The organism is Agrobacterium sp. LMR679 (genome assembly GCF_027157905.1).
GTDB lineage: Bacteria > Pseudomonadota > Alphaproteobacteria > Rhizobiales > Rhizobiaceae > Agrobacterium > Agrobacterium leguminum.
Window position 1 is genome coordinate 235,543 of the sequence record NZ_JAPVOJ010000001.1, and the last position, 24,369, is coordinate 259,911.

General features: G+C 60.7%; 23 protein-coding genes. 14 read left to right on the forward strand and 9 right to left on the reverse strand.

Annotation, left to right across the window (positions count from 1 at the left end):
• Positions 1-135: 135 nt before the first annotated feature.
• The 5 genes from O3W47_RS01075 to O3W47_RS01095 all read left to right on the forward strand — a co-directional run bounded on the left by O3W47_RS01075 (position 136) and on the right by O3W47_RS01095 (position 7,924).
• Positions 136-447, forward strand: coding sequence for a GIY-YIG nuclease family protein (locus O3W47_RS01075; protein ID WP_080857900.1), 312 nt, complete (start codon positions 136-138; stop codon positions 445-447).
• Positions 448-686: 239 nt separating this feature from the next.
• On the forward strand, positions 687-2,459 hold the full coding sequence (locus O3W47_RS01080; RefSeq protein WP_269312728.1) for an SLC13 family permease: 1,773 nt from the start codon (positions 687-689) through the stop codon (positions 2,457-2,459).
• Positions 2,460-2,671: 212 nt separating this feature from the next.
• Entirely contained in the window at positions 2,672-4,129 is a 1,458-nt protein-coding gene (gene gltX / locus O3W47_RS01085; RefSeq protein WP_269312729.1) for a glutamate--tRNA ligase, read from the forward strand.
• A 247-nt stretch (positions 4,130-4,376) separates the two neighbouring features.
• Entirely contained in the window at positions 4,377-5,876 is a 1,500-nt protein-coding gene (lysS, locus tag O3W47_RS01090; protein WP_269312730.1) for a lysine--tRNA ligase, read from the forward strand.
• Between the two features lie 308 nt (positions 5,877-6,184).
• Positions 6,185-7,924, forward strand: a complete 1,740-nt coding sequence (locus O3W47_RS01095) for a patatin-like phospholipase family protein (RefSeq protein ID WP_269312731.1) — start codon at positions 6,185-6,187, stop codon at positions 7,922-7,924.
• Positions 7,925-7,977: 53 nt separating this feature from the next.
• On the opposite strand, the gene O3W47_RS01100 is transcribed toward O3W47_RS01095, so the two are convergent.
• Positions 7,978-8,880, reverse strand: coding sequence for a hypothetical protein (locus O3W47_RS01100; protein WP_269313693.1), 903 nt, complete (start codon positions 8,878-8,880; stop codon positions 7,978-7,980).
• Between the two features lie 314 nt (positions 8,881-9,194).
• Here O3W47_RS01100 and O3W47_RS01105 point away from each other — a divergent pair, with 314 nt between their 5' ends.
• The 5 genes from O3W47_RS01105 to O3W47_RS01125 all read left to right on the forward strand — a co-directional run bounded on the left by O3W47_RS01105 (position 9,195) and on the right by O3W47_RS01125 (position 13,064).
• On the forward strand, positions 9,195-10,085 hold the full coding sequence (locus tag O3W47_RS01105) for a metal ABC transporter substrate-binding protein (RefSeq protein ID WP_442864596.1): 891 nt from the start codon (positions 9,195-9,197) through the stop codon (positions 10,083-10,085).
• Positions 10,082-10,990, forward strand: a complete 909-nt coding sequence (locus O3W47_RS01110; protein WP_162934228.1) for a manganese/iron ABC transporter ATP-binding protein — start codon at positions 10,082-10,084, stop codon at positions 10,988-10,990. Before O3W47_RS01105 ends, O3W47_RS01110 begins: the two co-directional genes overlap by 4 nt.
• Positions 10,971-11,831, forward strand: a complete 861-nt coding sequence (locus O3W47_RS01115) for a metal ABC transporter permease (protein WP_065656348.1) — start codon at positions 10,971-10,973, stop codon at positions 11,829-11,831. Before O3W47_RS01110 ends, O3W47_RS01115 begins: the two co-directional genes overlap by 20 nt.
• A complete protein-coding gene (locus tag O3W47_RS01120; RefSeq protein WP_269312732.1) occupies positions 11,828-12,682 on the forward strand; it encodes a metal ABC transporter permease in 855 nt (284 codons plus the stop codon). Before O3W47_RS01115 ends, O3W47_RS01120 begins: the two co-directional genes overlap by 4 nt.
• A 208-nt stretch (positions 12,683-12,890) precedes the next feature.
• Positions 12,891-13,064 (forward strand): DUF1328 domain-containing protein, encoded by a 174-nt coding sequence (locus tag O3W47_RS01125; protein ID WP_003499086.1) that lies wholly within the window; start codon positions 12,891-12,893, stop codon positions 13,062-13,064.
• Positions 13,065-13,122: 58 nt separating this feature from the next.
• On the opposite strand, the gene O3W47_RS01130 is transcribed toward O3W47_RS01125, so the two are convergent.
• The gene (locus O3W47_RS01130) at positions 13,123-13,854 is read right to left on the reverse strand and encodes an SDR family oxidoreductase (RefSeq protein WP_065656346.1); all 732 of its coding nucleotides are present in this window, start codon (positions 13,852-13,854) and stop codon (positions 13,123-13,125) included.
• Between the two features lie 199 nt (positions 13,855-14,053).
• On the opposite strand from O3W47_RS01130, the gene O3W47_RS01135 reads away from it, so the two are divergent.
• Entirely contained in the window at positions 14,054-14,827 is a 774-nt protein-coding gene (locus O3W47_RS01135; RefSeq protein WP_135399288.1) for an IclR family transcriptional regulator, read from the forward strand.
• A 261-nt stretch (positions 14,828-15,088) separates the two neighbouring features.
• On the opposite strand, the gene tal is transcribed toward O3W47_RS01135, so the two are convergent.
• The gene (gene tal / locus O3W47_RS01140) at positions 15,089-16,054 is read right to left on the reverse strand and encodes a transaldolase (RefSeq protein WP_262532489.1); all 966 of its coding nucleotides are present in this window, start codon (positions 16,052-16,054) and stop codon (positions 15,089-15,091) included.
• 202 nt (positions 16,055-16,256) lie between these two features.
• Between tal and O3W47_RS01145 the strand changes: the two genes are divergently transcribed.
• Positions 16,257-17,243, forward strand: a complete 987-nt coding sequence (locus O3W47_RS01145) for a sugar-binding transcriptional regulator (protein ID WP_035228277.1) — start codon at positions 16,257-16,259, stop codon at positions 17,241-17,243.
• A 149-nt stretch (positions 17,244-17,392) separates the two neighbouring features.
• Here O3W47_RS01145 and O3W47_RS01150 read toward each other — a convergent pair whose 3' ends face one another.
• The 3 genes from O3W47_RS01150 to O3W47_RS01160 form a co-directional block, all read right to left on the reverse strand.
• Positions 17,393-17,578 (reverse strand): CopG family ribbon-helix-helix protein, encoded by a 186-nt coding sequence (locus tag O3W47_RS01150; RefSeq protein WP_442864597.1) that lies wholly within the window; start codon positions 17,576-17,578, stop codon positions 17,393-17,395.
• 2 nt (positions 17,579-17,580) lie between these two features.
• Entirely contained in the window at positions 17,581-18,453 is an 873-nt protein-coding gene (locus O3W47_RS01155; RefSeq protein ID WP_269312734.1) for a bifunctional helix-turn-helix domain-containing protein/methylated-DNA--[protein]-cysteine S-methyltransferase, read from the reverse strand.
• A gap of 217 nt (positions 18,454-18,670) precedes the next feature.
• Complete coding sequence (locus O3W47_RS01160; protein ID WP_003523126.1) at positions 18,671-19,153, reverse strand: DUF2244 domain-containing protein; 483 nt, start codon at positions 19,151-19,153, stop codon at positions 18,671-18,673.
• 37 nt (positions 19,154-19,190) lie between these two features.
• Here O3W47_RS01160 and nth point away from each other — a divergent pair, with 37 nt between their 5' ends.
• On the forward strand, positions 19,191-19,973 hold the full coding sequence (gene nth / locus O3W47_RS01165) for an endonuclease III (RefSeq protein ID WP_269312735.1): 783 nt from the start codon (positions 19,191-19,193) through the stop codon (positions 19,971-19,973).
• Here the strand turns inward: nth and O3W47_RS01170 are convergent.
• Positions 19,935-20,672, reverse strand: coding sequence for a sulfate transporter family protein (locus O3W47_RS01170; protein ID WP_269312736.1), 738 nt, complete (start codon positions 20,670-20,672; stop codon positions 19,935-19,937). The genes nth and O3W47_RS01170 overlap by 39 nt on opposite strands.
• A 298-nt stretch (positions 20,673-20,970) precedes the next feature.
• Between O3W47_RS01170 and O3W47_RS01175 the strand changes: the two genes are divergently transcribed.
• Positions 20,971-21,804 (forward strand): MurR/RpiR family transcriptional regulator, encoded by an 834-nt coding sequence (locus O3W47_RS01175; RefSeq protein ID WP_269312737.1) that lies wholly within the window; start codon positions 20,971-20,973, stop codon positions 21,802-21,804.
• A gap of 205 nt (positions 21,805-22,009) precedes the next feature.
• Here O3W47_RS01175 and O3W47_RS01180 read toward each other — a convergent pair whose 3' ends face one another.
• Both O3W47_RS01180 and O3W47_RS01185 read right to left on the reverse strand, forming a co-directional pair.
• A complete protein-coding gene (locus tag O3W47_RS01180; protein WP_269313695.1) occupies positions 22,010-23,584 on the reverse strand; it encodes an FGGY-family carbohydrate kinase in 1,575 nt (524 codons plus the stop codon).
• 60 nt (positions 23,585-23,644) lie between these two features.
• Positions 23,645-24,364, reverse strand: a complete 720-nt coding sequence (locus O3W47_RS01185) for an HAD family hydrolase (protein ID WP_269312738.1) — start codon at positions 24,362-24,364, stop codon at positions 23,645-23,647.
• Positions 24,365-24,369 lie beyond the last annotated feature (5 nt).

Here is a 24,369-nt window from a genome sequence, read left to right on the forward strand (position 1 = left end):
GCCGGACTTGATCCGGCATCCAGTCAGCCCAAGTCCTTGGGCTGAAAAAACTCTTCTCGCCGCGCAGACGCGCGGCGGCTGGATACCGGATCAAGTCCGGTATGACGGAAATAATTTCGCCTCTTGCCAAAAACAATGACCTTTGCGCATGCTTTTCTCATGCGCCAAGGTTACGTTTATATTCTTGCATCCAAAAGAAACGGTACGCTCTATACTGGCGTAACAAGCGACCTTTCTCACCGTTTATATGAACATCAGAACAACCTGACGCCCGGATTCACAACCCGTTATGGCGTTAAGACGCTTGTGTGGTTTGAAACATACGATCTCGTTACGGACGCAATTGCGAGAGAAAAGACGATAAAAAACTGGCCGCGGGCATGGAAGATCAAGTTGATTGAAGATCTCAATCCAGCCTGGGACGACATTGCCCATTTTCTTCTCTGACGATGCCTGCGCTCCGTCATGCCGGACTTGATCCGGCATCCAGCCAGCCCAAGTCCTTGGGCTGAAAAACTCTTCTCGTCACGTGAGGGCTGCGGCGGCTGGATACCGGCTCACGGCCGGCATGACGAAGAGACAGGAATGACATCCAGCCCGGAACCGCTTCACCCCGGCTTGCGTTCTTCGATATCCTCATCGATAGAGTCATTCCCGCCGTCTCTCCTTCGAAAGCATAAGCCAGCATGACGACAGACCAGATCCTCGCCTTCACCGTCATCGCCGGCATGATGGTCGCGTTCATCTGGGACAGGCTGCGTTACGATGTCGTCGCCTGCAGTGCGCTGCTCGTGGCTGTCGCACTCGGCGTCGTGCCTTTCGAAAAAGCTTTTTCCGGTTTTTCGGACGATATCGTCATCATCGTCGGCAGTGCGCTGGTGGTCAGCTCGGCGGTGGCGCGGTCGGGCATCGTCGATATGACGATCAAGAAATATTTCCCCGAAATGCACTCCAAGAGCCTGCAGCTGGCCTTCCTGATGATCGTCGTCGCCGTCATGTCGGCCTTCATCAAGAATATCGGCGCGCTCGCCATCATGATGCCGGTCGCCTTCCAGTTCGCCCGCAAATCCGGCAGCCCGGTCTCCTATTATCTGATGCCCATGGCCTTCGCCGCCCTGCTGGGCGGGTTGATGACGCAGATCGGCACCTCGCCCAACATCGTCGTCTCGCGGCTGCGCGAGGAGATGACGGGACAGAGTTTTTCGATGTTCGACTTCACCCCCGTCGGCGCGGGGCTGACCGTCATCGGCATCATCTTCCTGACCTTCGGTTACCGGCTGCTGCCGGTGCGCAACCGCCAGCAGGCATCGGTGGAGGATATTCTCGACCAGTCCGCCTATACCGCTGAAGCCACCCTGCCCGCCGACAGCACCCATGCGGAGAAGCCGCTGCGCGAATTGCTGAAACAGGCCGACGGCGATGTGATCGCCAGCACCATCCTGCGCGGACCGCGGCGCATCTCCCCCTTCCCCGACGTGACGCTGAAGGCGGGTGACACGATTCTTCTCGAAGGAAGCCCGGAGGGGCTGGACCGCATCGTCTCGCAGGCGAAGCTTCTGCTTTCCGGCAAGCCGCTGATGGAAAACGGCCAAAAAACCGCCGATCTCATTTCCATGGAAGCGGTGATCAGCAATGAATCGGTGCTGAGCGGCATTTCCGCGCGCGAGCTTTCGCTCTCCTATACGCGCGGCGTCAATCTGATCGCGGTGAGCCGGCGCGGCCAGCGCGTCAGCCAGCGGCTCTCCGAGCTGACATTGCAGGCGGGCGACGTCATTCTTTTGCAGGGCAGCCGCAAGAACCTGCCGCAGGTATTGCAGGAATTTTCGCTCTTGCCGCTGGCGCAGCGGGAAATCCTGCTGGGCGTGCAGCGCCGCGCGCTTCTGCCCGTCATCGTGCTCGCCGCCGCCATGATCGCCGCCGGCAGCGGGCTGGTGCCGGTCTCCGTCGCCTTTTTCGCCGCCGCGTTCATGATGATCGTCGTCGGCGCCATCCCGCTCACCGAAGTCTATAAATCCATCGACGGGCCGATCCTCGTCATGCTCGCCGCCCTTATTCCCGTCAGCGACAGCCTGCGTACCAGCGGGGCAAGCGAACTGATCGCCGCATGGCTCGGCCATGCCGCGCAGGGATTGCCGCCCTTTGCGGCGCTCGGCATGATCCTGCTCACCGCCATGGCAGTGACGCCCTTTCTCAACAATGCCGCCACCGTGCTGGTCATGGCCCCCATCGCCGCCGGTTTCGCCACCACACTCGGTTTCCGGCCGGAGGCCTTCCTGATGGCGGTGGCTATCGGCGCGGGCTGCGATTTCCTCACCCCCATCGGCCACCAGTGCAACACGCTGGTCATGGGCCCCGGCGGTTATCGCTTCAGCGACTATCCGCGCCTTGGCCTGCCGCTGTCGATCATGATCGTCATCGCCAGCATTCCCATGCTGCTTTACGTCTGGCCAGTGAGCTAGGACTCTCAGCTAGGGCCCTGAACCAGCGCGGGCTTCGTATTTCCTTGACGCCTGCGGCAGAATATGGCCTAAGCCGAAGCCGAACGGGAATGTGCAAAAGGCGCTTTCATTGCGTCTTCCAACATGATTTCCTGCCGCATCCAAACGAAAACATCGTGACAGAAGGGTGAAACCGCCCCGATGTCACTGCCACGTCACGACGAGTGAATTTCATGACCACTTCCGGCGTTCGCGTCCGCATCGCACCTTCCCCCACCGGCGAGCCGCATGTCGGCACCGCCTATATCGCGCTGTTCAACTATCTCTTCGCCAAGAAACACGGCGGCGAGTTCATCCTGCGCATCGAGGATACCGACGCCACCCGCTCGACCCTTGAATATGAGCAGAAGGTGCTGGAAGCGCTGCGCTGGACCGGCCTCACCTGGTCGGAAGGCCCCGATGTCGGCGGACCCTACGGTCCCTATCGCCAGTCCGAGCGCAAGGCCATGTACTGGCCCTATGCCGAAGAGCTTCTCGAAAAAGGCCATGCCTTCCGCTGTTTCTGCACGCCCGAGCGGCTGGAGCAGATGCGCGAAGCTCAGCGCGCCGCCGGCAAGCCGCCGAAATATGATGGCCACTGCCTCAACCTGAAGGCCGAAGAAGTCACCGCCCGCGTCGCCGCCGGCGAGCCCAACGTCGTGCGCATGAAAATCCCGACCGAAGGTTCGTGCGATTTCCATGACGGCGTTTATGGCGATGTCTCGATCCCGTGGGATTCGGTCGACATGCAGGTGCTGATCAAGGCCGACGGCATGCCGACCTATCACATGGCCAACGTCATCGACGACCATCTGATGAAGATCACCCATGTGGCGCGCGGCGAAGAGTGGCTGGCATCCGTGCCGAAGCACATCCTGCTTTACCGTTATTTCGGCTGGGACCAGCCGGTGTTCATGCATCTCTCGCTGATGCGCAACGCCGACAAGTCGAAGCTTTCCAAGCGCAAGAACCCGACCTCGATCTCCTATTATTCCGCGCTCGGTTACCTGCCGGAAGCGCTGATGAACTTCCTTGGCCTGTTCTTCATCCAGATCGCCGAAGGCGAAGAACTTCTGACCATGGACGAGCTGGCGGCGAAGTTCGATCCGGAAGCGCTGTCCAAGGCCGGCGCCATCTTCGACATTCAGAAGCTGGACTGGCTGAACGGCCGCTGGCTGCGCGAGAAGCTTTCGCCGGAGGAGTTCATTGCCCGCACGCTGGAATGGGCGATGGAAAATGCCCGCCTGACCGAAGGTCTGAAGCTTGCCCAGAGCCGCATTTCAAGACTCGGCGAATTGCCGAACCTTGCAGGCTTCCTGCTGGCGAGCGATGTCGGCCTGACGCCGGCTTCCTTTGCCGGGCTGAAGAGCAAACCGGAGGAAATCCACGAGATCCTCACGACGGTTGCCGCCGACCTCGAGAAGATGCCGGACTGGAACGTGGAAGCGATCGAGGCCGAACTGCGCGATGTTGCCGAACGCACGGGCAAGAAGCTGCGCGTCGTGACGCCGCCGCTTTTCGTGGCCATGTCCGGTTCCTCGCGCTCGCTGCCGCTGTTTGACTCGATGGCGCTGCTTGGCCGCTCCGTTGTGCGCCAGCGGTTGAAGATGGCGATTGCCGTTGTGGCCACGATGGTTGGCAGCGGAAGCTGATGATGACGTGCTGGCGGTGACGCCGGCATCCTAGAATACCCCCTCTGCTTGGGGCTTACCCCCTCTGCCCTGCCGGGCATCTCCCCCTCAAGGGGGAGATCGACAAGCGGCTGACACCTTGCCCATGGAACGGGTGGGCGCGGCATCTGATCTCCCCCTTGAGGGGGAGATGTCCGGCAGGACAGAGGGGGTAAGCCCGGAGCGCACAGGGTAACCGCAACGAACAAGCCCGCTGAAGGCGAATACGATGAACGACAAGACGACCGAAACCACCGCCCTCTCCTCCGACGCCACCGAAGTGCGCCGCCAGAAACTCGCGCTGCTGCGCGAGCAGATCGGCGATGTCTATCCGGCGCATTTCCACCGCACGCTGACCAATGCGGAGCTCGCGGAAAAATATGCCGATATCGAAGCCGACGTCGAAACCGGCGATACGGTGACGGTGGCCGGCCGCGTTTATTCCTCGCGCAATTCCGGCATGTTCATGGACATCCACGATGCATCCGGCAAGGTGCAGATCTTCTCCCACAAGGATACGACTCCGGAAGCGGCGCGCAACCTTTTGCCGATGATCGATATCGGCGACATCATCGGCGTGACCGGCAAGGTACGCCGCACCAAGCGCGGCGAGCTGACGATCAATGCCGAAGAAATCACCATGCTGACGAAGTCGCTGCTGCCGATGCCCGAAAAGTGGCACGGCGTCTCCGACATCGAGCTGCGTTACCGCAAGCGTCATCTGGACATTCTCTCCAACGAGGAATCCAAGCTGCGCTTCCTGCAGCGCTCGAAGATTCTTTCCGGCATTCGCCGTTTCATGGAGGCCGAAGGCTTCCTCGAGGTGGAAACGCCGATGCTGCAGACCATCTATGGCGGCGCGACGGCCGATCCGTTCAAGACCTTCCACAACACGCTGAAGATGGACATGTATCTGCGCATCGCGCCGGAACTGTTCCTGAAGCGCACGCTGGTTTCGGGCCTGACCGACAAGGTCTTCGAAATCAACCGCAACTTCCGCAACGAAGGCGTCTCCACCAGGCACAATCCTGAATTCACCATGATGGAGTGCTACTGGGCCTATGCCGACTACGAAGACATCATGGGTCTCGTGGAGCGGCTGTTCGAGACGCTGGCGATTGCCCTGCACGGCACGACCGAAGTTGAATTCCAGGGCCAGACGATTTCCTTCAAGGGCCCGTTCAAGCGCGTGCCGATGCCCGACGCGGTGAAGGAAGCGACCGGTATCGACTTCCTTGCCCTCAAGACCGACGAAGAAGCCCGCGCTGCCGCCAAGGCTGCTGGGTTCGCTGTCGAAAAGGACTGGACCTGGGGTGAATGCCTTGCCTTCATCTTTGAAGAAAAGGTGGAAGGCACGCTGATCCAGCCGAGCCATGTGACGCATTTCCCGAAGGACATTTCGCCCTTTGCAAAGGAAGTGCCGGGCGAACCGCGCCTCGTCGAGCGTTTCGAAAGCTATTGCAACGCCTGGGAAGTGGGCAACGCCTTCTCCGAACTCAACGATCCGGAAGAACAGCGCCGCCGCATGGTGGAGCAGCTGGAGCAGGCGCACGCACGCGGTGAAAAGGACAAGCAGCTGGATGACGAGTTCCTCGACGCCATCGACCAGGGCATGCCGCCCGCCGGCGGCCTCGGCATCGGCGTCGACCGCCTGATCATGCTTCTGACCAATGCCCCGTCGATCCGCGACGTCATCCTCTTCCCGGCCCGCCGTAACAAGGCGGACTGATCGGACGAAACCCGGGGCGGCCTCGCGGCCGCCTTCCGCGCCCCGATTCTCTCGCCAGTGGCGAAGGGGCGTATTTTCTTGACGTCGGAGAGTGTGGCGAGGTTTCGCCCCGTTTGTCTGTCGGTTTTCCTCTCCATACATAGACGCTCGCAAGTAATTATCCGGCTTTCAGCGAACGGATCGCGTCAGTTTATTTAACTTTCAGTAGAATATACTGGCGATATCGCCTCAACTTGTGATACCCATTCTCCATCATTCGCACTGTGTTTGACGGCTTTCGATCAGGAGCCGCCGGGGGGGAGATACGCATGCCCGAGAATGAGCTTCCCAGATACCAGCCCGATATGTTCGCCGCACCTGAAAAGGAATGCGACGTGGTGATGAAAGGCGGCATCACCTCCGGTGTCGTTTATCCCTATGCCGTTCTGGAACTGGCGCGCCGATATCGCTTCCGCTCGATAGGCGGCACATCGGCCGGGGCGATTGCCGCCGCCTTTGCGGCGGCAGCGGAATATTCCCGCACGGTCAGAAACGATCCGGATGGCTTCACCCGCCTGCAGGCTCATTGCGACACGATACCCACCATTCTGGACAGGCTTTTCCAGCCGCAGCGCCGTTTTCGCCCGCTGATGCGTTACCTGCTGTGGGCGCAGGCCGGCGGCTGGCCGGGCAAGGTTTTGGGCCTGCTCCTGGCTTTTCCGCTGGCAGCCATAGTTGGCATTGTCATCGGCACCGGCGCCCTGTGGGTTCTGGGCGGCGGTTGGGCCGGGTCGGTTCTCGGCGGATTGGTGGGGATGCTGGCCGGCATCCTCGGCCAGATCCTGTGGCTGGTTTTCTACCGGTTGCCAAGAGACGGCTTCGGTTTCTGCTCGGGACTGACGGTTTCCGATGCCGAGGTTCCGGGCCTGACGGAATGGCTTCATGCATCGATCCAGGACATCGCTTTCGGCAGCGACGCCGCAACCGCGCCACCGCTGACCTTCGGCGACCTCATCGGCGCGGAGCCGGAGAAGCCGGTCATCAATCTGAAAATGGTCACGACGAACCTGTCGATGCGACGGCCGCACACGCTTCCGACCACCAGTCTCATGGTGGCTTACGACCCGACGGAATGGAGCCAGCTCTTTCCCGCGGCCGTGATGAACTGGCTGAAGCAGATCGCAACACCGGGCGGCCCCTTTCCCGAACTCAAGGCTTTTCCGGAGCCCGCCCAGTTGCCGGTCATCATCGCAACGCGCATGAGCCTGAGCTTTCCGGTGCTGTTCAAGGCCATTCCGGCCTATACCAACGATCGCGGCACGCTGGATATCCTGCAGCGTCTCGGCGGCAAAGCGCGGCCCGTCATGAAGGCGAAAATCTGGTTCTCCGATGGCGGCATCAGCAGCAACTTTCCCATTCATCTTTTCGATGCCCTGCTTCCGTCGCGCCCCACTTTCGCGCTTAGCCTCGATGAATTGCCGAAATCCATCGCCGGCAGCGGCAAGCGCGTTACGATCCCGCAGGCGGCGGGCGAAGGGATCGGCGTGCCCGTTCACAAGATGGAAAAAATGAGCGGCTTTCTCGGCAGCATCCTCAGTTCGGCGAAGGACTGGCAGGATCAATCGCTCGCCACCATGCCGGGCCAGAGAGAACGTATCGCCCGCGTTTTCCTCAACGAAGAGGAAGGCGGGCTGAACCTCACCATGCCGCCGGAACGCTCTGCGAAGCTGATGAGTTACGGCCTCGAGGTCGGATCGCTCTTCGCCAACGGCGCGCTGGATTTCGACGAGCATCGCTGGCGACGGACGCTCGTTGCCTATGATCGGCTGGAAGACACGGTGTTTGCGACTGAGCGCCTTTGGAACGAAGGCAAATATCAAGACTGGTTGACGGGTTATATCGACGAGATCGAGAGCTACGAAGCCGTGACAAAGGGCGATCGGGAAAAGCTGATCGCCCGCATTGCCGCCTTTGCCGCCCTGTCGCAGAGTTTCTCTCCGGCAATCGTCAACAAACGGAAGAAATTTCCAAATCCGGCTGGCCGACTTCGGATCGGGCCGGATATATGACAGGTCAGATGCGAGCCACGGCAGGGTTCGGGGGAGAAACCGCCCTCGCCCGCTTAGTGGCTCGCGGCCTTTTTCTCCGCACCGGGTTCTTCCGCCGGCGCATTTTCGGCAGCCGGCTTTTCTTCCGCCGCCTGTGCGGTTGTCGAGCCTTTGCCGAAGATCAGCGATTTCAGATAGGACAGGCTGAAGATGCTGCCGCCATCGGCTTCCGGCGTCGAGGTCAGAAGTTCGTCGGCAGCCGGTTCGCCATGCGCTTCGGGAGACGGGGTTTCGCCATGGGCGGCCCCGCCGTCTTTGGCTTCCGCCGGCGCGCCGCCGTGGCCGCCCGCGCCGTCATCTTTGGTTTCGCCGTGTCCCGTCGCAGTTTTCGCGGGTTTTGCTTCATGGCCTTCAGAACCGCCATCCAGAGCCGGGGTCGCACAATCGGCCGAATCGCTGAGGCCTGCCGCCAGCGCCTCGGCATCTTCCAGCGGCAGATCGATGCGCAGGCCGTAAAACTGGCCGCTGGCATTGGCGGCGCCATCGTAATAAAAGGCCGAATAACGATGGGCATCCGCGCCTTCGGGAATTTTTGCCGGATCGGGAATGAAAACCACCTGTGCGGCAATGGAACGGCCACGCATTTCCGAGCGCAGCTGCGGACCGTTCTTATCGAGCACGGAGACCTGAACCAGATCGGGTTTCTGCTTGTCGTAAACCGCCCTTGCGACACGAAGCGCAGTCTTCAGCCGCTCTGTGCCGTCACCGCCCTGGGTACGAATGAATTTGCGGACCCAAAGGGAACCGTTCTTGCGGATATTGACCGTCTGGACCGCGTCGCAGGAAAGCCCGTTGGTGGAGGCATAGGATGGGCCGAGCAGCCGCTCGCTGCCGATAAATACGGCAGCAGAGCCGGTCGCACCCGCCAAAAGCAGGATCCCGCCTCCAATCATAACTAGCTTGCGCGAAAACCGCATTCGTCCGAATACAGCTTTCACCCGCAACATCCTGACATCAAGTACCCCGCCTCTCGCCCTCACCCCAAAACGTGGCTCGAAGGATGAGGAACACACGCGGGACAAGCTTCGGACCACGCTGTCCGAGCCTTGCGATAGTGCCGCTTTCTCATTGAAAAAAGTTTAATCCCGCCGGTGCAACACCGGCAAAAACGCACCATTTTCGGACATTTGCGAAATGCACTAATTTGCGAATGATTTGCAATAGCGTTGACAAGCGTGATTTTATAACAGATGGTATTGCGAATTAATCGCAACAAAATCTGGTGAGCCCCGTGAACTTCCATAAAATCCGCCACGCGATTTTCGCTTGTTCGCTTTTTCTTCCCGGCGCTGCCCTTGCTCAGGAAAAGCCGACTGTCGTGACGACCTTCACCATCATCGCCGACATGGCGCGCAATGTGGCGGGCGATGCGGCGGAGGTGGAAAGCATTACCAAGCCGGGCGCTGAAATTCACAACTACCAGCCAACGCCGCGCGATATTCTCAAAGCCCGCAAGGCCGATCTGGTGCTTCGCAATGGCCTCAATCTGGAATTGTGGTTTGAAAAGTTCCTGGCCAACCTTTCCGGCGTGCCGAGCGTGACGGTGAGCGACGGCGTGGAACCCATGGCCATCAGCGGCGGCGCCTATCAGGGAAAACCCAATCCGCACGCCTGGATGTCGCCCGATAACGCCTTGATCTACGTGGAAAATATCCGCAAGGGCCTGACCGAAATCGACCCTGCCCATGCCGATGTCTATGCCGCCAATGCCAAGGCCTATTCGGACAAGATCAGAGCCACCGTGCAGCCGATCCGCGACGCGCTTTCCGTTCTGCCGGAAAACAAGCGCTGGTTGGTAACGAGTGAAGGCGCGTTTTCTTATCTCGCCCGCGATTTCGGCCTGAAGGAACTGTTCCTGTGGCCGGTCAATGCCGACAGCCAGGGCACACCGCAGCAGGTGCGCGGCGTGATCGACGCCATGCGCGAGCACAATATCCACGTCATCTTCAGCGAAAGCACGGTTTCCGCCGATCCCGCAGAGCAGGTGGCCAAGGAAACCGGCGCGGCCTATGGCGGCATCCTCTATGTGGACTCGCTGAGCGAGGCGGACGGCCCGGTTCCGACCTATCTGGACCTTTTGCGCGTGACCAGCGAAACCATTGCCAAGGGGCTGTCTTCATGAGAATGGGCAGTAAAAAATCAGGCGGCGGCCTGACGGTTCAAAATGCGACAGTGACCTATCGAAACGGCCACACCGCATTAAGAAATGCCAGCTTTTCCATCCCCCGCGGAACGATCACTGCACTTGTCGGCGTCAATGGCGCCGGCAAGTCCACGATTTTCAAGGCCATCATGGGTTTCGTGCCGCTGGCCGCCGGTTCAGTCTCTATTTTCGACCTGCCGGTGAAGGAAGCGCTCAGGAAAAACCTCGTCGCTTATGTGCCGCAGGCCGAGGAGGTGGACTGGAGCTTTCCGGTGCTGGTGGAGGATGTGGTGATGATGGGCCGTTACGGCCACATGAATTTCCTGCGCATCCCCTCGAAACGTGACCATCACATGGTCGAAGAGGCGCTGAAACGCGTCAATATGCTGGACTATCGCAAGCGCCAGATCGGCGAACTCTCCGGCGGGCAGAAGAAGAGGGTGTTTCTGGCCCGCGCGCTGGCGCAGGAGGGTCAGGTGATCCTGCTGGACGAGCCTTTCACCGGTGTCGACGTGACGACGGAAGAGCAGATCGTCGCACTTTTGAAGGCGCTGCGCGACGAGGGCCGCGTCATGCTGGTCTCCACCCATAATCTCGGCAGCGTGCCGGAATTCTGTGACCGCGCCGTCTTCGTCAAGGGCACGGTGCTGGCATCTGGCAAGACGGTGGATACCTTCAACGAGGAGAACCTGCAAAAAGCCTTCGGCGGCAGCCTGCGCCACTTCGTGCTGGGCGGGGCAGACCTGCATAACGACGCCGATCCGCGTCGGGTGAAGGTCATTACCGATGACGAGCGGCCTTTCGTGATCTACGGCAAGAATGGCCAGAACGGGCGCGATCCTGAGGCTCCGAAAGAAAAAGTCGATGATAAACAGCCTTCTTGAGCCTTTCACCTATGGTTACATGCTGAACGCCATCTGGGTCAGTGCACTGGTGGGCGGCGTCTGCGGTTTTCTCTCGGCCTATCTGATGCTGAAGGGCTGGTCGCTGATCGGCGATGCGCTGTCCCATGCCATCGTTCCGGGCGTGGCGGGCGCCTATATGCTGGGCCTGCCCTTTTCGCTCGGCGCGTTCCTTTCCGGCGGGCTTGCGGCCGGCTCCATGCTGTTCCTGAATCAGAAGACACGGCTCAAGGAAGACGCGATCATCGGGTTGATCTTCACCTCGTTTTTCGGGCTTGGCCTGTTCATGGTGTCGCTCTCGCCCACCTCGGTCAATATTCAGACCATCGTGCTCGGCAATATTCTGGCGATCACCGCCGAAGACACCATTCAGCTGGCGCTGATCGGCGGCATCAGCCTCATCGTGCTGGCGCTGAAATGGCGAGACTTCATGGTGGTGTTCTTCGATGAGAACCACGCCCGCACCGTGGGGCTGAAGCCGGAAGTGCTGAAGGTGATCTTCTTCACCCTGCTTGCCGCCTCCACGGTTGCCGCCCTCCAGACCGTTGGGGCCTTCCTCGTCGTCGCCATGGTGGTGACGCCGGGCGCTACCGCCTATCTCCTGACCGACCGTTTCGAACGGCTGATCCTGATGAGCCTCATCATCGGCGCGGCCACCAGCTTCGTTGGCGCTTATCTCAGCTATTTCCTCGATGGCGCGACCGGCGGCGTCATCGTCGTGCTGCAGACGGCGATATTCCTTGCTGCCTTCGTCTTTGCGCCCAAGCACGGGCTTCTCGCTTCCCGCGCCAAGGCCCGCAGGGCGCTGGAGGAGACGCCATGAGCGACTATCTCGAACTCGCCATCCTGCCGTTTCAGCTGCCCTTCATGCAATATGCCTTCATCATCACCCTGATGATCGCGGTGCCTATGGCGATGCTCTCCTGTTTTCTGGTGCTGAAGGGCTGGTCGCTGATGGGGGATGCGGTTTCCCACGCCGTGCTGCCCGGTGTGGTGCTGGCCTATATCGTCAACATCCCGCTTTCCATCGGCGCTTTCATCGCCGGCATGATCTGCGCGCTCGGCACCGGTTTCATCAAGGAAAACAGCCGCATCAAGGAAGACACGGTGCTCGGCATCGTCTTTTCCGGCATGTTCGGGCTGGGACTGGTGCTTTACGTGAAGGTGCAGAGCGACGTACATCTCGACCACATCCTCTTCGGCGACATGCTGGGCATTGCGCCCTCGGACATGCTGGAGACGGGCCTGATCGCGCTTTTCGCCACCCTATTTCTCGGCATCCTGCGAAAGGACCTGCTGGTCAACGCCTTCGATGCGCAGCATGCGAAAGCCATCGGCCTGCCGGTGCGGCTGCTGCATTACGGTCTGCTGATGGTTCTGTCGCTCACCGTCGTCGGGGCGCTGAAGGCGGTGGGTATCATCCTCTCGGTCGCCATGCTGGTCGCGCCGGGCGCAATCGCCTTCCTGCTGACCCGGCGTTTTTCCGCCATGCTGCTGGTGGCCATTGCTGTGGCGATAACCTCATCGCTGGCAGGCATATGGCTGAGCTTCCTCATCGACAGCGCGCCGGCCCCCACCATCGTCATGTTCATGAGCCTTGCTTTCGTTGCCACCTTCATCCGCACCACCTTGAAGGCGAGGAGGATCGATGCGGCAGGGGAAACAGGCTTCTAGAGCATTTCCAGGAAAAGTGGACCCCGGTTTTCCGTCCGGAAATGCGCCAAAACAAAGTTAGAGTGTTTTCGCTATTCGAAGAAAAGCGAAAACACTCTAAAATAACGATTTTTGCGGGCGTATGGAACATTTTCGCCTTTTGCGCGTCATTTTACCGAGCCTGTCGCGGGGCGGCGGGCTCGGGAAATTATGCAAAAGGGGAAGCGCCATGCTGAAGTGGGCTCTTATTTTCTTTGTTATCTCTTTGATCGCGGGCGTATTCGGCTTTACCGGCATTTCGGCAGCCGCGGCGGGCGTGGCCCGAATCCTGTTCTTCATCGCCGTGGTGATCTTCCTGGTCTTCCTCGTGCTTGCACTGATGGCCGGAAGCGCCGTCGTCTGAATGAAAAAAGGCGACCGGCTTTTACGCCGGTCGCCTCTCTCCTCTCCCTAAAAAAGATTCAGCCAGTCCAGCCGCCGTCAATGACGTGAATCTGGCCGGTGGTGAAACCTGCCTCGTCCGACGCGAGATAGGTAACCAGCGCCGCGATTTCTTCCGGCGTGGCGATACGGCCCATCGGCTGGCGGGCGATGAAATCGGCCAGCGCCTGTTCGTAATTGCCGGTGGCGCGCAGGCGGTCATGCAGGGACGGGCTATCGACCGTGCCGGGGCAGATGGCGTTGCAGCGAATGCCTTTGGTAACGAAATCGGCGGCGATGGCTTTGGTCAGACCCACCACGGCCGCCTTGGAGGCGGTATAGGCGAAACGGTTCGGCACGCCCTTCACACTGGAAGCGACGGAGGACATGTTGACGATTGCGCCTTTGCCCTTTTCCAGCATGCCGGGCAGGAAGGCGCGGCAGGTGCGATACATGGCCTTGGCGTTGAGATCGAAGGAGAAATCCCAGTCCTTCTCTTCGCAATCGAGAATGGTGCCGGAATGAACGAAACCGGCGCAGTTGAAAAGCACATCCGCATGGCCGATATCGGCGGCGAAATCCTTGACGCCATCGCCATCCAGCACGTTCAGAACCCGGGTTTCCGCACCCTTCAGCGTTGAAAGCGCCTGTTCGTTGATATCGGTGGCGATGACGCGTGCACCGAGCGACACGAACCGCTCCGCCGCCGCCCGGCCGATACCCTGACCGGCGGCGGTGATCACCACTGTCCGGCCGTTAAAATCCTGCACCATGAATAGCCTCCCGCTAAGGCCCGCCCGCCCTTCAGGCACCGGACCGCTGAATTTCGATGATCTCAAATATGGATCGACAATTCATATGTAAACGCGGTATTCATATGGCGTCAAGCAAACTTGCGTGGATGGCGGGTATCGGGCAACCATATTTTCAGGCTGCCCACTCGGCGACCGCACGAAACACCTTCGAGGCCAGATGACCGACGACGACAGCGAAAGATATCGCGCTCCCGCCCTCGACAAGGGTCTGGATATTCTCGAACTTCTGGCCCGCACCGATGGCGGGCTGACCCAGATCGAGATCGCCAAGTCTATCGGCAAAAGCCCGAACGAGCTTTATCGCATGCTGGACCGGCTGGTGCGCCGCGGCTATGTGCAGCGACTTGACGGAGACCGCTTCTCACTGACGCTGAAAATGTTCGGGCTGGCGCATTTCCACGCGCCGATCCGCCGGCTGGTTTCTTTCGCCGCACCGGTCATGCGCGATTTTTCGGCAAGCGCCGAGCAGGCCTGTCATCTGGCGGTTTATGATCGCGGCAGCGTCGTCGTTATCGCCCAACAGGAATCGTCCACTTACTGGGCCATGTCCATGCGGGTCGGCGCGCAGATGAGCCTGTTCCACACCGGCTCCGGCCATGTGCTTCTGGCCTTCCAGACCGAGGCGCAGCGCCAGATCATGATAACCGAACAGGTGCGCGGCAGCGGCGAAACCGTGCCGCCGGACCTTGCCGGGCGGCTGACGGAGGTGCGCAAAAACGGTTTCGAATCCATGGACAGCCTTCAGACCGCCGGTGTCCGCAATATTTCCGCCCCGGTGCTGACGCTCGACGGCACGGCGCTTGCCGTCATCACCTGCCCCTATATCACGCCGCTTGGCGGCAAGGCCCCGACACGCGAGGCCTGTGAAGCGCTGATCCGCGAGGCAGCAAAGCGGATTTCCGAAGTGGCGACGGGAAACGGAAATTCCTGAGACGCACAAAAAAACGCGACCGGCAGGGACCCGATCGCGTTTTGAGTGACTGGAGATTTATATCTCTTAAACGCGGTGAGAGCATAAAATGTTCCGCCGAGGTTAAAGACGAGGAGACGACCTCCCTTTTTTCATCATCCTCGGGCTTGTCCCGAGGATCTGCAACCGATTGATTTCACGCAACGTGGATAGATCCTCGGGACAAGCCCGAGGATGACGTCATGTGTGTGGCAAGGCCACCGGAAGCCTTAGCTCCACCCCTTAAGCGGCAGCCAGCGTCAGTTCCTTGCGGACCATCTCGCGCAGCGTCACCAGATCCTTGGCGAAGAGGCGGATGCCTTCCGAAAGCTTCTCGGTGGCCATCGCGTCCTCGTTGAGCGCCCAGCGGAAGGCCTTCTCGTCGAGCGACTGCAGCGGCTCTGCCTTGACATTGTCAGGCGAAAGCTTGCGCTCCAGCTTGCCGCTGTCCTTGTCCAGCTCTTCCAGCAGCGCCGGGCTGATCGTCAGGCGGTCGCAACCCGCGAGCGCTTCGATTTCGCCGACATTGCGGAAGGAGGCGCCCATGACGACGGTGCCGATGCCATTGGCCTTGTAATAATTGTAGATGCTGCGCACCGAAACGACGCCCGGATCGGTCTCGGCGGTGTAGTTCTCACCGGTCGACTTCTTGTACCAGTCGAGAATACGGCCGACGAAGGGCGAGATGAGGAAGACCTTGGCTTCGGCGCAGGCAATCGCCTGGGCCTGGGAGAAAAGCAGCGTCAGGTTGCAGTCGATGCCTTCGGACTGGAGAACCTCGGCAGCCTTGATGCCTTCCCAGGTGGAGGCCAGCTTGATGAGGATGCGTTCACGCTCGATGCCGCGCTCCTTGTAGGCGGCGATGATGTGGCGCGCCTTGGTGATCGAGGCCTGCGTATCGAAGGAAAGGTCGGCATCGACTTCGGTCGACACGCGGCCGGGAACGAGGCCGGCAAGGGCCGCGCCCACGGAAATGGCCAGACGGTCGGCAACGGCGGCAACCACGGCGTCGGACTGGCCGCCCTGCTTCTTGCCCCATGCGACGGCTTCCTTCACCGCATCCGCAAAGGCCGGCGTGCCGAGCGCTTTGAGAACGATGGTCGGGTTGGTGGTGCAATCCACCGGCTTCAGGCGCGCAACCGCCTCGATATCGCCGGTATCGGCAACGACCGTGGTGATGGCGCGAAGTTGTTCGAGTTTGGATGTCATATCTGATGATCCTTCATGATCTCTTGAAAACTTGCTCAGCCGTCATTTCGTTCCCGCACCGAGGGTGCGCCCAAGGCCGAAATCGCGGTTTCGTCGGTTCCAACTATCGCAAGCGGCACGAAAGTCAAGACATTTGCGCATCGCAATTGACATAAGTTTCACGCCTGCGATACTCGGTCGCTAATAAAGAATGGCGGAAACCGTGGCGAAACTGAGAAGAGAAACCCATACGGCCTATTCGGAAGCGGCGTCTCTGCGGCTGCGCGCCGCATGGCTCTATTATAATCAGGGCATGACGCAGAAAGACGTCGCGGAAAAACTCGGCATCAGCCGCTCCACCGTCATCCGCCTGCTGGACGAGGCGATGAAGCGCTCCGAAGTGCAGATCTGGATCAACGAAGGCATCGAGGATTTCGTCGAGCTGGCCGGCCGGCTGGAGGCGGCTTATGGGCTGGATGAGGCGGTGATCATCCCTTCCCCCGGCCCATCTCCGGACAAGGCGAACGCCGAAGGCACGGCCAAGGCGGTCGGGCTGGCGCTCGGGCAATTCCTCTCCGAAGCGGTGCCGAACGAGGCCACCATCGGCGTCGGCTGGGGCCGCACAATGACCGCCTCGCTCTCCAGCTTCCGCCCGCCGCGCCGGGAAAATTGCAAGGTCGTGTCGCTGCTCGGCGGTATCGTCGCCGTGCACCAGACCAACCCGCTGGATTACACCTGGCGGCTGGCGAGCGCGCTCGGGGCGGAATGTTACATGTTCCTTGCGCCGCTCCTGGTGGATTCCGTCGAGACTAAACGGGCGCTGATTGAAAAATGCGGGCTCGCGACGCTCTACGATCTCGCCGAAACGCTCGATCTCGCCATCGTCTCCTGCGGCGATATCGGCCCGCATTCGACATCGCTGTCGGAAGGTTTCATTTCCAAGGCGACGCTGCAGGAACTCATCGATGCCGGCTGCGTCTGCGACACCATGTTCAATTTTATCGATGCCGAAGGCCGCTCCGTCGATCATCCGATCAACCAGCGCGCCATGGCGATCGATCTCGATACGCTGCGCAAGGCCAAACACATCGTGCTGGCCTCCGGCGGCGCCCACCGCGCCATCGCCATCCGCGCCACGATCAAGCGGATCGGGTGCAATACGCTGATAACAGACGAGGCGGCGGCAAGAGCGTTGATGGAGCTGGTTTAGGCCTCGTCGGGCCATTGGCGGGCAGTCATCCAACCTCCGCCGTCATCCTCGGGCTTGTCCCGAGGATCTGCAACCGATTGATTTTATTCGACGTGAGTAGATCCTCGGCACAGGACCGAGGATGACGATACGCGAGAACTCCGGGCATTTCATGCCTTGGCATATTTGCTCAACACAACGCCGATCTCTTCTGCAGTAACGAACTCTCCGGCAGCGGCCTCTGCCAACCCTGCCCTCACGCCGCTCCTCCATTTCTCATGCCATGCCGGAGAAAGCCCATGCGGCAGCGCATCTTCGTTGGTGCGTTTTGTTGCGGGGCTCGAACGGTCGACCAAACTCACACCTTCCCCGTTTCCCAGCCGAGCATAGCCCGCTTGCGGGTCAGGCCCCAGTGATACCCCGTCAGAGCCCCGCTTTTCCCCACGGCGCGATGGCAGGGAACGACGAAGGACACCGGGTTGGCGCCGACCGCCGCACCAACCGCACGCGACGCGGTGGGCTGGCCGATATCGCAGGCGATGTGCGAATAGGTGACGGCGCGGCCCATCGGGATTTTCAGGAGGCTTTCCCAGACCCGCACCTGAAAATCCGTGCCGAGCAGAACCACGCGCAGCGGCCTGTCCGCCGACCACATGGACGGATCGAAGATGCGGGCGGCGTAGGGTGCCGTCGCTTCGCGATCCTCGACATAATCGGCATTCGGCCAGCGGCCGGCCATGTCCTCGAAACAAGCCCTTTCCTCACCCGGATCGGCAAAGGCGCAGCCGGCAAGGCCACGATCTGTCACCATGACCAGCGCAAGGCCGAAGGGCGAGGTGTGGAAACCGTAACGGATCGTCAGCCCGCCGCCCTTGGCCTTCCATTCGCCGGGCGACATGGCCTCATGGGTGACGAACAGATCGTGCAGGCGTCCCGGCCCCGACATGCCGACCTCGATAGAGGTTTCCAGCAGCGGCAAATCCTCCTCGCGCAACAGCCGCTTGGCATGATCGAGCGTTACGGCCTGCAGGAATGCCTTGGGCGAAAGGCCGGCCCAGCGGGTGAAGGTCTTCTGCAATTGCGTCGGCGACTGGCCGAGCTCAGCGGCGATGGCTTCGAGGGAGGGCTGCTCGCGATAATCCAGCGTCAAAAGCTCGATAACCCCGCGCACCGTGTCGTAATCCGTTCCGATGGGGGTGATGTCTTCGTTCAGCATAATATTGGCGTTCATCGCAAATCTCCTAACGGGTAAGAGAAAACCATTAAAGCGACTTCGTCTCCACCCGTTTCTTGCGCCGTACTCAGTTTCTACCGTCATACCGGCCTCGAGCCGGTATCCAGCCAGCCCAAGTCCTTGGGCTGAAAGGAGTCTTTTCCGCCGCGCGGACACGCGTCGGCTGGATTCCGGCTCAGGGCCGGAATGACGGAGGGAGAGCTGGATTATCCTTTTACATCCGCCGCCTGACAGTCGCCAGCGCGCCGCCGAAAGCTTTCGCGAAGCTCTCCCTGTCATCCGGGTTGAGAAACGAACCGATATCGGTCGCCCGCCCCTCGCCCGTCACATGCATGGAGACGATGCCGATCTCATCGTGCCGCCTCACCCTGAAACGCGCCCAGAAGGGATTGAAGCGATGTTCCACCATCCGCCCGGCCGGAGAGAATTTGCGGATAGACAGGCTGGTGCGCGAGACGCTGACCTCTTCCCGCGCCTTCGCCGCCCGGTAGTTGGCGCGGAAGGCGGCATAAAGCAGCAGGAAATCCAGCCCGAAGAACAGGCCGACTGGCCATGCCCCGGTGGCAAGGAAGAAGCCGCCATAGACAAGGCAGGCCAGGCCGGAGAAAAGCAGGAGCAGCCGGAAACCCCTTCTGCCAAGCGAACGGTGCGGAACGAGTTCCGCCGCGAAAATCGGCTGGTCGTTGAGCGTATCCACGTTGCTTTCCTCAGGGCGGGCTGGCTATAGATAGTCCATGACAGTCGCCAAAAAACGATCCAGCACCCAAACATTGAAAAAGTCAAATCCGGCATCCGCGCGCAAGCCGGCGCGGGTGAAAACGGCCTATTCGAAGGACGAACTCACCGAGATCTTCCGCCGCTTTTCCATTCAGCGGCCGGAGCCGAAAGGCGAGCTGGAACATACCAATCCCTTCACCCTGCTGGTGGCCGTGGCGCTTTCCGCACAGGCGACCGATGTGGGCGTGAACCGGGCGACCCGCGCGCTGTTCAAGGTGGCCGATACGCCGGAAAAGATGCTGGCGCTCGGCGAGGAAGACCTGATCGGTTATATCAAGACCATCGGGCTTTACCGCAACAAGGCGAAAAACGTCATTGCCCTGTCGCAGATGCTGATCGACAATTTCGGCGGCGAGGTGCCGAAAACCCGCGAGGAGCTGGTGACGCTGCCGGGTGTGGGCCGCAAGACGGCCAATGTGGTGATGTCCATGGCCTTCGGCGTGCCCACGCTTGCGGTGGATACCCACGTCTTCCGCATTGCCAACCGGCTCTGTCTTGCGCCGGGCAAAACCCCTGACGAGGTTGAAGACCGGCTGATCCGCATCATTCCAGAACAATATCTGTTCCATGCCCATCACTGGCTGATCCTGCACGGGCGTTACTGCTGCAAGGCGCGCAAGCCGGAATGCGAACGCTGCGTGATTGCCGATATCTGCAAATCGCCGGAAAAGACCTTCGATATCCCAGCGCCGCTGGTGGAATTACCCCCGCAGCTGTTCAGTGCGGCCAGCGGCGAATGAGGGATCGCGCCGGCTGACGGCCTTGTGCAGATGCACCATCATCGAGGCTGCAAAAAGCGGCGTCAACAGGTTGAGAAACGGCACCGCCAGGAAGGCCGCTATCACCAGCCCGGCCATGAAGACGGTGGTGCGGTGTTTTGAGCGGAACAACCTCGCTTCGGCGGGCGAGCGGAAACGCATCGCCGCGAATTCGAAGAATTCCCGGCCGAGCAGATAACCGTTCACCAGAAAAAACGCGATGAGATTGATACCCGGCACCAGAAGCAGCAACAGCGCGACAAGGTTGCCGGCAATGACGACGCCAAAGAACTTGATGGAGGACAGAACGGCCTCGCCGACCGGCATCGCCTTGCCCGGCGGATCGTTCGGATAGCTCTCTTTCTCGACCACTTCGGCGACATCGTCGAGAAACAGGCCGGCAATGACGGCGGTGACCGGCGAAATGAGCAGCGCGAGCGCCAGCGCCAGCCCGATGCCGGCGAAAATGGCGAAAACGAAGGTCAGCCAGCCCGCCCAGTCCGGCACGCCGGGGATAAGCGTATCCACCCACGGCAGGGCGAAATAAATGAAGATCGAGCGGATGGCGAACCACAGCGCCGCAAGCACGAGAAGCGTGAGCCCCAGAACCTTCCAGAATACCGACCGGGTTTCGGCGGCAAAGAGATTGTGGAAAGCAAGCCTCGCCGCATCAAAAATCATCCGGAACTCCTCGACGCCTTTCGCGTTGAAACACACTTACCAGACGAGAGATAAGCGCTGCCCGCCCGCTTCGCAAGACGGACGGAAAGATGCCAAATGGCTGGATTTAAACCGCAGATGGAATTTCTCTTGAATAAAAGGTATCTCTAAAATATAATAATATACCTATTATATTTCGCATTCCGGTCCGGTGGAGGACAAGGCCGGAAAAGCTATCCCCCACCGTCAAATTGCGGTTCGCACGCTCGTTTGCGCGCGCGCATGCATCATCGTTCAATAAAGATAAAAGAATGAGGCGTTGGTGGAAAAGCTGCTGTTGAACCTTACGCGCGCCATGAAGGCAGGCACCCCTTCAGAGCGCAAGATCGCCAAATATCTGATCGAACATCTGGACGAATTGCCGTTCGAGACGGCGCAGACGCTGGCCGCCAAGCTCAGCCTCAGTCCAATGACGGTCGGCCGTTTCCTGCGCTCGCTGGGATACCGGCAATTCAGCGATATACGCGCCGATCTGCGCCATGCCGAAGAAACGGCCGGCGCGGACCAGCCCGCCATGACCGAAGGCGGCGAACGCCATTCCAACCCGTTTTCGCAGCTTCTGTCGCAGCAGATTCAGGCCATCCAGACCGCTTTCGACATGACCACCCAATCGATCTGGCGGGTTGCCATGAACGAGATCGCCACGGCGGGCAATGTTTTTCTGGCAACCTCTCCGGAAGGTCTCGATGCCGGGCGGCATTTTTACGGGCGGCTTCTGGAGAGCCGGGGCCATATCCATTATCTCGGCAGCGACAGCGCGGCCTATGTCGCCCTGTGGGATTTCGACCCCGCGCAGGCGCTGCTCGTCATCATGGATTGCGGCGGCGCCCTGTCGCCGCTGCAACGCCTGTCGGCAATGGCGCGCAAGAGCGGCTACAGGACATTGCTGATCACCACACGCTTTTATGAATGGGGACCGGAAAGCGCAGATCTCTGCCTTGCCATGCCGCAGGCGCAGAATGGCGGCCAGGGCCTGCTGCAACTGGTCTCCCTGCTGGAATTCACCCTCTGTGCGCTTGGCGCCAGCGCCGATGACAGCGGCAGGGCAAGGGCAAAGAACCTGACCGCCCTGAAACGCTCGCTGCGTGGCTGATTGCGTTTAGCGGCAGCGGCGGCATATGAAATCGAGCGGTTGCCGCTTGTTTCTTCTCCCCGCCGGGGAGAAGTCCGCGGCAGCGGGATGAGGGGGCTGGAGTGCGTTCATCGCTGGCGTTCTCCCTCATCCGGCCCTTCGGGCCACCTTCTCCCCGGCGGGGAGAAGAAACGCGCGGCACCTACTCGGCCTTGCCTTCAGAAAATCAAAGGCTCTCGAGTTCCTGACGATGGCGGTACATGGCGAGAAAGCGGCGATAATCCCGCTCATATCGGGGGCCACGCGCCGGATTGCCCGATATTTCCGCATTGCCCGGATACATGGCGGCCCCTGCAGCCGCAAGGTTCGCATGCACCCCGCCGGCCGTCGCCGCCGTCATCGCCGTGCCGAGCAGCACCGCATCGGCGGTGGCGGGAACGACGATGCGCTTGCCCGTCACATCGGCATAAAGCTCCATCAGCAGCGGGTTCTTCACATGCCCGCCGGTAACGTGCAGGCTTTCCACCGCATAACCGAAACGCTCCATCGCATCGAGCACATGGCGCGCGCCGAGCGCAATGGCGACGGCCGTGCGCCAGTAAAGACGGCAGAGACTGTCGAAAGACGTATCCAAAGTCAGCCCGCTGATGACACCGACCGCATGGGGATCGGCAAGCGGCGAGCGGTTGCCGTGGAAGTCCGGCAGCACATGCAGCCGCTCGGCGAAGGCCTCGCCCTCAAGCGCGCGCAATTCCGTTACCCGCGCAACGATGCGGGCATGCAATGCCGTATCCGGCTCACCGCCAGCCGCGTGCATGCGCACAATATGGTCGAGCAGCGCGCCGGTGGCCGATTGCCCGCCCTCCACCAGCCAGTGACCCGGCAGGATCGCCTGCCAATAGGGACCCCAGAGGCTGTGGCCGGGCATCTGCCGCTCCGACATGGCGACAAGGCAGCTCGACGTACCGGCGATCAGCGCCACATGCCGGCCCACATCCGCAGACAGACAGCCGCCCAATGCGCCGAGCGCGCCGGCATAGGCGTCGATCATGCCCGCCGCCACCTGGCAACCGGTATCGAGACCCAGTTCGGCGGCAGCTTCGGGCGAAAGCGGGCCGATGCTATCACCCGGCATTACCGTGGTCTCCGGCAGCCCTGCCCGCTCTCTCAAATCGGCAAGGCCAGCCAGTTCCAGATAATCCGCCTGCCAGCCGGGATTTTCCTGCGCCAGAAAATTCCACTTCGCCGTCTGCGTGCAATTTGAACGCTGCGCTGAACCGGTCGCCTTCCACGTCAAAAAATCCGCCAGATCGAAAGCGAAGGACATGCGCGACCAGCTTGCCGGCATATGCGTCTTCAGCCACATCAGCTTCGGCATCTGCATTTCCGGCGAGACGCTGTTGCCGGCGAAATCCAGCACCCGGTGGCCGGACGCCGTCAGGCTATCGGCCTCCGATATCGCCCGGTGATCGAGCCAGACGATGGTGTCGAACCGATCTTCACCGGTAACGGAAACCGAAACCGGCTCACCCCGCCCATCGCGGATGACCAGCGAGCAGGTGGCGTCGAAACCGATGGCGGCGATGCTTTGCGGCGAAACACCGGCCTCGGCAAGCGCTGCCCTCACCACGCTGCAGACCGCCTTCCATATGTCGGTGGAATCGTGTTCGGCGTGGTTTTCCTGCGGCCTCTGCATCAAGATGGGATGGGTGGAGCGGGCAAGCAGCCGGCCGGCCGGATCGAAAATGCCGGCCCGGGCGCTGGCGGTGCCGACATCGACAGCGACGAGATTTTGACGCATCAAGACTGCAATTCCATCCCTTGCGCAACGACCCGGCGACGGCGGCAGGCAAAATCTGCTTCAGCCCGCATCACGTTCCATTTGGCCGTCAAAACCGCCCTTCCCCACATAGCTACGGACAAGTTGGACCAAATCCGGCATCGCGTCAAACACCGCATCCGCGCCAAGCCCGGCGATCTTTTCACGGAATGCGGGAAAGCGCGCATGCGAACCGCCGGTAAAGGCAAAAACGCCCATGCCGGCCGCCTTTGCGGCGGCAATGCCGGCCGGGCTGTCCTCGATCACGATGCAGTGACGCGGCTCGACGCCCATTTCGCGCGCCGCATGAAGGAAAAGATCGGGCGCCGGCTTGCCGTTCTTCACCATGGTGGCGCTGAAGACATGCGGTTCGAATTTGTCGATCAGGCCCGTCAACCCCAGCGAATAACGGATGCGTTCCGGCTGGCTTGAGGAAGCGACGCAGCGCCGCAGCGGCAGGAGCCTGTCCAGCGTTTCGCTAATGCCGTCAATCGGCCGAAGCTCGGTGCGGAAACGCTCAAACAGCGTTGCCCGCATATGGTCGAGAAAATCGATGTCGGTTTCGACACCGTAATCCTCAAACAAAGTCGCCGTCATGCTGGCGACGCTGCGACCGAGGAAGCGCTCATAGGCCTCTTCCTCTCCCATCGTAACGCCGAGATGGGAGAGCATATCGAGAAGGACGGAGATGGAGACCGGCTCGCTATCGACGAGAACGCCGTCGCAATCGAAAATCAAAAGGGGCCCGGTCTCGTCTTCCATCTCAT